This window comes from Deinococcus marmoris (genome assembly GCF_001949125.1).
Taxonomy (GTDB): Bacteria; Deinococcota; Deinococci; order Deinococcales; family Deinococcaceae; genus Deinococcus; species Deinococcus marmoris_A.
This window is the reverse complement of record NZ_MSTI01000081.1, coordinates 1-6,316: the sequence shown is the minus strand read 5'-3', so window position 1 is coordinate 6,316 and position 6,316 is coordinate 1. Positions and strand designations below refer to the sequence as shown.

General features: G+C 66.3%; 9 protein-coding genes and 1 pseudogene. 3 read left to right on the top strand and 7 right to left on the bottom strand.

Annotation, left to right across the window (positions count from 1 at the left end):
* Positions 1-251 (bottom strand): annotated as a pseudogene (locus tag BOO71_RS28350) (hypothetical protein); the annotation flags it as partial.
* 69 nt (positions 252-320) lie between these two features.
* Positions 321-905, bottom strand: coding sequence for a TetR family transcriptional regulator C-terminal domain-containing protein (locus BOO71_RS12900; RefSeq protein WP_075833007.1), 585 nt, complete (start codon positions 903-905; stop codon positions 321-323).
* 159 nt (positions 906-1,064) lie between these two features.
* On the opposite strand from BOO71_RS12900, the gene BOO71_RS12895 reads away from it, so the two are divergent.
* The gene (locus BOO71_RS12895; protein ID WP_075833005.1) at positions 1,065-1,673 is read left to right on the top strand and encodes a DoxX family protein; all 609 of its coding nucleotides are present in this window, start codon (positions 1,065-1,067) and stop codon (positions 1,671-1,673) included.
* A gap of 59 nt (positions 1,674-1,732) precedes the next feature.
* Positions 1,733-2,290 carry an MOSC domain-containing protein gene (locus BOO71_RS12890; RefSeq protein ID WP_075833003.1) on the top strand — a complete coding sequence of 186 codons (558 nt, stop codon included), beginning with the start codon at positions 1,733-1,735 and terminating at the stop codon, positions 2,288-2,290.
* On the opposite strand, the gene BOO71_RS12885 is transcribed toward BOO71_RS12890, so the two are convergent.
* The 3 genes from BOO71_RS12885 to BOO71_RS12875 are packed head-to-tail and all read right to left on the bottom strand — an operon-like array spanning position 2,287 to position 4,052.
* The gene (locus BOO71_RS12885) at positions 2,287-2,949 is read right to left on the bottom strand and encodes an LrgB family protein (protein ID WP_075833000.1); all 663 of its coding nucleotides are present in this window, start codon (positions 2,947-2,949) and stop codon (positions 2,287-2,289) included. The two genes, BOO71_RS12890 and BOO71_RS12885, sit on opposite strands and share 4 nt — an antisense overlap.
* Before the next feature lies 1 nt (position 2,950).
* The gene (locus tag BOO71_RS12880; protein WP_075832998.1) at positions 2,951-3,358 is read right to left on the bottom strand and encodes a CidA/LrgA family protein; all 408 of its coding nucleotides are present in this window, start codon (positions 3,356-3,358) and stop codon (positions 2,951-2,953) included.
* On the bottom strand, positions 3,345-4,052 hold the full coding sequence (locus BOO71_RS12875; RefSeq protein WP_075832995.1) for a 5'-methylthioadenosine/adenosylhomocysteine nucleosidase: 708 nt from the start codon (positions 4,050-4,052) through the stop codon (positions 3,345-3,347). Before BOO71_RS12875 ends, BOO71_RS12880 begins: the two co-directional genes overlap by 14 nt.
* A gap of 159 nt (positions 4,053-4,211) precedes the next feature.
* Between BOO71_RS12875 and BOO71_RS12870 the strand changes: the two genes are divergently transcribed.
* The gene (locus tag BOO71_RS12870) at positions 4,212-5,000 is read left to right on the top strand and encodes a methyltransferase domain-containing protein (protein ID WP_075832993.1); all 789 of its coding nucleotides are present in this window, start codon (positions 4,212-4,214) and stop codon (positions 4,998-5,000) included.
* 1 nt (position 5,001) lies between these two features.
* Here the strand turns inward: BOO71_RS12870 and BOO71_RS12865 are convergent, their stop codons facing one another.
* Both BOO71_RS12865 and BOO71_RS12860 read right to left on the bottom strand, forming a co-directional pair.
* Positions 5,002-5,871, bottom strand: a complete 870-nt coding sequence (locus tag BOO71_RS12865) for an EamA family transporter (RefSeq protein WP_254843148.1) — start codon at positions 5,869-5,871, stop codon at positions 5,002-5,004.
* A 115-nt stretch (positions 5,872-5,986) separates the two neighbouring features.
* Positions 5,987-6,316 (bottom strand): ISAs1 family transposase (locus BOO71_RS12860; protein WP_139322927.1); only part of this gene is annotated, 330 nt, incomplete at its 5' end.

Here is a 6,316-nt window from a genome sequence, read left to right as displayed (position 1 = left end):
TGCTGATCTTGCATCTGCAAGATCAAACTGGTGTTCAACTCCACCCACGGCATTGGTTTCTGGAACCAGGCGCGATGGGTTCGCTCAGATGGCCCGCCATAGCGGGCCAGATTGGTGAAATTCAGTCGTCCAGGAACGACCAGCCACAGCACCAACAGCACCTGAAGATAGGCGGCCTGGGTGGAACGCAGGCTGGTTCCAGGGAGCAGGGCCGCTAGAATCTGGCTGGGGGTCGTCCGTTTTGTTGCCACACATCAACATGGACGATCCCCACCCCATTCGTCAAAAACCTTCCGGAGTACTGCATTCGGAGAACTGCTCTAATCCCAGCCCAGAATCGCCCGCAGTCCAGCCAGACAATCGGCGCGGTAGGCCGCCAGATCGGGTTCGGGATCGGCCAGGAAGCGCACGCTCAGGCCCTCTACCAGCGCGCGGAGTTGCCGCGCCCGCGCCCCCGCGCCGTCCTCACCGGCCAGCCGCGCCAGTTCCAGGTCCAATTCCAGCGTCTGACCCAGAAAGTCGCGCTGCACGGCCATCAGCTCCGGGTCACGCGTTGCTGCCGCCAGGAAGTCCAGTGAAACCGTGTAGAAGCGCTGCGTGTTCTGGACCCCGTAAAACTGGTTTTCGACGAAGGCTTGCAGCTTGGCGTCTGGCGTCCCGGCCTGCCTCAGCGCCCGGCGCGTCGCCACTGTGATGGTGCGTGTAAACCGCCGCATCACTGCGGAGAGCAGCCCGGCCCGGCTGCCGAAGTGGTACACCAGCGTGCCCCGGCTGACCCCGGCGTGTTCGGCGATGTTGGCCAGCGTGACCCCCGCGTAGCCGCGCTCGTACAGCGCCAGATAGGCCGCCTTTTCCAGGCCAGCGCGCCGGGTGCGGTCCTGAATGGGGTTGACGGTGCGGGCCATAGGGCCTCCCAGCATCGGGGCTGGGACGCGGGGAGTCAAGGCGCACGCCACTCTTCGGCTTCCGTAATGCCGCCGTAATACCGCAGGAAGAGGTTGAGGGGTGCAGCGGAGGCCACCGCCCGACAACCTCTCCCGCCGCTGCGCCCAGGAGACCTGCCCATGACCACCCTCCCCACTTCACCCGCGCCCGCCACCCTCAGAGAACCCGCCATCTCCCGCCTGCTGTTCGGCGATCCGCGTCTGGCCCCGCTGTGGCTGATCCTGCGCGTCTATGTGGGCTACGAATGGCTCATCGCCGGCTGGGGCAAGATCACCAATCCAGCCGGGGTCTGGGTGGGCGAGAAGGCCGGAACCGCCGTCAGCGGCTTTCTGACTGGCGCGCTGGCCAAGACGGGCGGTGACCACCCGGATGTACAGGGCTGGTATGGCTGGTTCCTGCAACACGTGGCGCTGCCCAACGCCGCCGCTTTCTCGTATCTGGTGGCCTACGGCGAGGTGCTGGTGGGCGTGGCCCTGATCGTGGGGCTGTTCACGGGCATCGCGGCGTTCTTTGGTGGAGTGATGAACGCCAGTTACCTGCTGGCGGGCACGGTCAGTACCAATCCATTGCTGTTCATCCTGGCGACGTGGCTGGTGCTGGGCTGGCGTGTGGCCGGCTGGTGGGGTCTGGACCGCTGGGTTCTCGCCCGCTTTGGCGTCAGCGAGCATCCTGCTGCTGCCCCTGCGGAACTGGCATCCCCCCGAAGGCCCGGTGACGCCGTCCGCTAGAGAATGATTTGAGACAGCGCCCGGACGGATGACGTTCGGGCGCTGCCATACTTCTGTCCATGCAACTCCTGAGCGTCTGCGTCGGCATCCCGCGTGCCATTCGCAGCAAATCCGGCTGGACGGGCATCCACAAGCAGCCCGTGGAGGGTGCCGTGTTGGTCGGGCGACTGGGCCTGAGCGGCGATCACATCCTGGACACCGAAAACCACGGCGGCCCTGATCAGGCCGTGTACATCTACACCCAACCGGATTACGACTTCTGGTCAGCGGAACTGGGAAGGAAGCTGGAGCCGGGAACGTTTGGGGAAAATCTGCTGTTTTCGGACCTGGAATCGGCGTCTGTGCGGCTGGGGCAGCAGTTTGCGGTGGGCGGCGCGCTGCTGGAAATCACTTTCGCCCGCATCCCCTGCGTAACCCTGGCCGAGCGCATGGGCGATCTTGGCTTTGTCAAACGCTTCCGCGACGTGGGCAGGCCCGGTCTGTACGCCCGCGTCATTCAGCAAGGTGAGGTGCGGGCAGGCGATAACGTGACCTTCGCCAATGCTGTTGCAAACGCTGCGCCGACGGTTCTCGACAACTTTGAAGCCTTCTTCGCCGGCCAGTCTTCGGGTTTCTAGCCCCGGCTGACTCCTGCCACCACCACGGTCACCAGAAGCGCGGCCAGCCCCATCCCAATCGAGCTGGCCGCCCCGGTCAATTCCCCTTCCTCGCGGGCGCGGGCAGTGCCGACGCCGTGGGACACCGCGCCCATCGCCAGCCCACGCGCCAGCGGATGCTGAATACCCATCAGGGTCAGGAATCCGGGCAGGATCAGCGCCCCCACCAGCCCCGACAGCACCGCCAGCGTGGCGGCCAGCGCGGGCGGCGCACCCGTGAACTGCGCCAGTTGCAGGGCCACGGGGCTGGTGGCGGGGGCGGTCAGCAGCGAGCGCTGCGCCTCGTCGCTCAGCCCCAGCAGGCGCGAGAACAGCACGTCGGCCCCCACGCCCACCAGCGTGCCGCTCAGGCCGCCGATGATCAGCGAGCGCCATTGCCGCGCCAGCAGCGCCCGCAAACGGTACATCGGCACCGCCAGCGCCACGATGGCCGGGGCCAGCAGCGCGGTCAGCGGCTGGACCTCCTTCAGATAACTGGCGTGTGAGACGCCGCCCACCAGCAGCACTCCGGCGACGATCAACGTGGCGATCAATGTCGGGTTGGCCAGCGGAGAGCGCACCCGCGTCTGCAAGACCACGCCCAGCGCAAAGGCGATCAGGGTCAGGGCGATCCAGGCCACCCTAAACCTCTGCCTCTGTGCCGGTTTCTGAGCGCGCCAGACGCGAGGCCAGCACCCCGGCCACGCCGCCGCCCAGCAGCAGCCCCGCCGTCATCACCAGCAGCCACAGCCCCCAGTCGGCCCCGGCGGACAGGTAGCCGATAAAGCCCACCGTGGCCGGGACGAACAGCAGCCCCAGGATGCCCAGCAACCCGTCGGCGGCATCCGCGATCCAGTGCAGACGAACGATTTTCAGGCCCAGCGCCGCCCACAGCAGCGCCAGTCCCACCACCGAACCCGGCAGGGGCAGGCCCGTGACCGTCACCAGCCCCTGTCCGGCGGCAGAAAACCCCACCAGAATGCCCAGCCCCAGCACGAAACGCACCGGGGCAGAGAGTCGGGCCGTGGTGGACGGTTCAGGTGCGGTCATCTGCGGTGGCCGTCAGCCGGGCCAGCATGCCGCGCACCACGGCCTTGGCGTGGCGGGCCACCTGCGGCATGAACTCGCGGTAATCCACCCCGGCGCTGCCGTCCGCCGTGTCGCTGACGCTGCGGATGATCACGAACGGCACGCCCGCTTTGGCGCAGACCTGGGCCACCGCCGCCCCTTCCATCTCGGCGCAGGCAGCATTAAATGTGGTTTGAAGCCGCCTGACCCCCTCCGGGGAGGCGATGAACTGATCCCCGCTGGCAACGCGGCCCTCGATGACGCGCACGCCAGAGACCTCGCCAGCCGCCGCCACTGCCGCCGCGCGCAGCGTCTCGTCGGCGGCCCAGGCGGGCGATTCTCCCGGCACGGTGCCCAATTCGTAGCCCAGCGCGGTCACGTCCACATCGTGCTGCACGCAGTCGGTGCTGATCACGATGTCACCCACGCGCAGGTCCGGGTGAACGCCTCCGGCCACGCCGGTAAAGATGATGCGCGTGGCCCCCGCCGCCAGCAGGTGCGCGGTGGTCAGCGCCGCGTTCACCTTGCCAATGCCGCCGCGCGTGAGCAGCACGGTCACGCCGTCCAACTGGCCCCGGTATAGTGTCGCGCCGGGATACGAGAGGTCCTGCCGCCCCTGGAGATCGCCCAGCAACAACTCGATTTCTTCGTCCATCGCGCCGATAATTGCCAACATTGCTGTGGAGTGTAGAGCATCGGCGGCACTGATCTAGAAAGGTGGGTCGGACCTCTCTGGCTAGATGATGCGAGCGCAGCTGCGGCTGAGCCATCGTTCGATTTGATGTCACTACCAGAGTACGCACACTCAGCAAATCTCCTGGAATAGTCTCGGCGCATGCCCTGGAATCCTGACCAGTATCACCGCTTCAAAGATGCCCGCAGCGCTCCCGCCCGCGATCTTCAGGCGATGATTCCAGAGCGGGACTACGGCGATATCGTCGATCTGGGGTGCGGCACGGGCGAGCAGACGGCGCAACTGGCCGCGCGTTTTCCGGCGGCGCGTGTGCTGGGGCTGGACAGCAGCCCGGAAATGCTGGCGCGGGCGAGTGAACACAGTGTTTCAAAAGACAGCGCCCCCAACCTGCGCTTCGAGCAGGGCAGCATTCTGGATCTGGGCGGCGAGTTTGATCTGATCTATTCCAACGCGGCGCTGCAATGGGTGCCCGATCATCCGGCGCTGCTGGCCCAGCTCTGGAGCCATCTGCGCCCCGGCGGCGTGCTGGCCGTGCAGGTTCCGGCCAACCATGACCACGCCAGTCACCGCCTGCTGTCCGAGACGGCGGACGAATTCAGCGCCGAACTGGGCGGCTTCACCCGCTTCGGCCTGGCCCACGGCTCATCCCCCGTGCTGACACCCGCTACCTACGCCGAGACGCTGGATGCTCTGGGAGCCAGTGAAATCACGGCCATCAGCAAGGTCTATCCGGTGGTGCTGGACGGTGCGGCGGGCCTGCTGGACTGGACGCGCGGCACGGCGTTGGTCCCCTACCTCTCGCGGCTGTGTGAGGAGGATGGACAGCGATTTGAGGCGGCTTATCTCCAGAAATTGACGGACGCCTTTCCTGGCAAGCGCGTGTTCTATGCCTTCACACGGATTTTGTTCGTGGCGTACAGGCCCACCTGAATCAGTTCACTGGCTCCACCATCTGCGGTGGGCGCGGCGTGGTCAGGTTGATGCCCGCGCTGGCCAGGATCACGCAGGCAATCGCCAGCCATTGCAGGCCCAGCAGCGCCTCGCCCAGGAACAGCAGGCCGCACACTGCGCCCATCGCGGGTTCGATGCTCATCATCACGCCGAAGATGCGCGGCGGCACCAGCCGCAACGCGCGCATTTCCAGGCTGTAGGGCAGAGCGCTGGACAGCGCGGCCACGCCCAGACCCGTCAGCAGCACCCCCGGAGCCAGCAGCGCCGTCCCAGCCTGCGCCACCCCGAACGGCACGCAGACGGCGGCGGCCACCAGCATGCCCACCGCCACCCCGGTGGTCCCGGACAGCCGCCGCCCCACCGCCCCGCCCAGCAGGATGTACGCCGCCCAGAACGCCCCCGCCACCAGCGCCAGCGTTACGCCAACCGGGTCCAGCGCGCCTGCGGTGCCGCGTGGTGAGATCAGGAAGATGCCCAGTCCGGCCAGCGCCACCCACAGAAAATCCAGCGCCCGCCGGGACAGCGCCGCCGCCAGCAGCAGCGGTCCCAGGAACTCCAGCGTCACGGCAATGGCCAGCGGCAGCCGCTCCAGCGAGAGGTAATACGTCAGGTTCATCAGCCCCAGCACCGCGCCGTAGGGAACTACCGCCCGCCAGTCGTCACGGGTCAGCAGGCGCAGGTTGGGCCGGAAGACCAGCATCAGGATCGCGGCGGCCAGCCCCACGCGCAGGCCGGTGGTTCCTAGCGGGCCGATCAGCGGAAACAGCGACTTGGCGTAGGCCGCGCCCGCCTGAATGCTCAGCATGGACAGCAGCAGCGCCGGAATGGGGGGAAGGGGAAACGAGCGCATCCGGGGCATTATGGGGCCGCACTGGGCCGGGTGAACGGCAACGATCTCTGATACGGATTCCGTCTGTTTCGTCAACAAACCGGGAAAGCTCCGGTTCGTTCACTCCAGGCCAGGGCTACCGCAAAGTCAGGACAGCCTCTAGAAATGGCAAATCCATCGTGGCGCGGAACTGTTTAGAGGCCAGACTTCCCTTGCCCGTCCCTTCACGCCGCAGCAGATGGGCAGCCATCTGCCGCACCATGACCCAATTCTGGGCTGCAATTCGGTTCTTGACCTTTGAGGCATCATCATCAAAAACCACGTCCAGCACCCAGTGAAGCTGATTTTCTATGCCCCAATGCAGTCGGCTCGTTCTTAAAATCAGTGCGGCATGGTTTCGCATACTGGTCAAATAGAAGCGCTCTTCCACACTGGTTTTCTGGCCTACCGTTCGTGTGGAACGAAC

Bases quoted from the DNA above. Each gene is read 5' to 3' on its own strand.
- BOO71_RS12900 (WP_075833007.1), bottom strand. From the start codon at position 905: ATGGCCCGCACCGTCAACCCCATTCAGGACCGCACCCGGCGCGCTGGC.
- BOO71_RS12895 (WP_075833005.1), top strand. From the start codon at position 1,065: ATGACCACCCTCCCCACTTCACCCGCGCCCGCCACCCTCAGAGAACCC.
- BOO71_RS12890 (WP_075833003.1), top strand. From the start codon at position 1,733: ATGCAACTCCTGAGCGTCTGCGTCGGCATCCCGCGTGCCATTCGCAGC.
- BOO71_RS12880 (WP_075832998.1), bottom strand. From the start codon at position 3,358: ATGACCGCACCTGAACCGTCCACCACGGCCCGACTCTCTGCCCCGGTG.
- BOO71_RS12875 (WP_075832995.1), bottom strand. From the start codon at position 4,052: ATGTTGGCAATTATCGGCGCGATGGACGAAGAAATCGAGTTGTTGCTG.
- BOO71_RS12870 (WP_075832993.1), top strand. From the start codon at position 4,212: ATGCCCTGGAATCCTGACCAGTATCACCGCTTCAAAGATGCCCGCAGC.
- BOO71_RS12865 (WP_254843148.1), bottom strand. From the start codon at position 5,871: ATGCGCTCGTTTCCCCTTCCCCCCATTCCGGCGCTGCTGCTGTCCATG.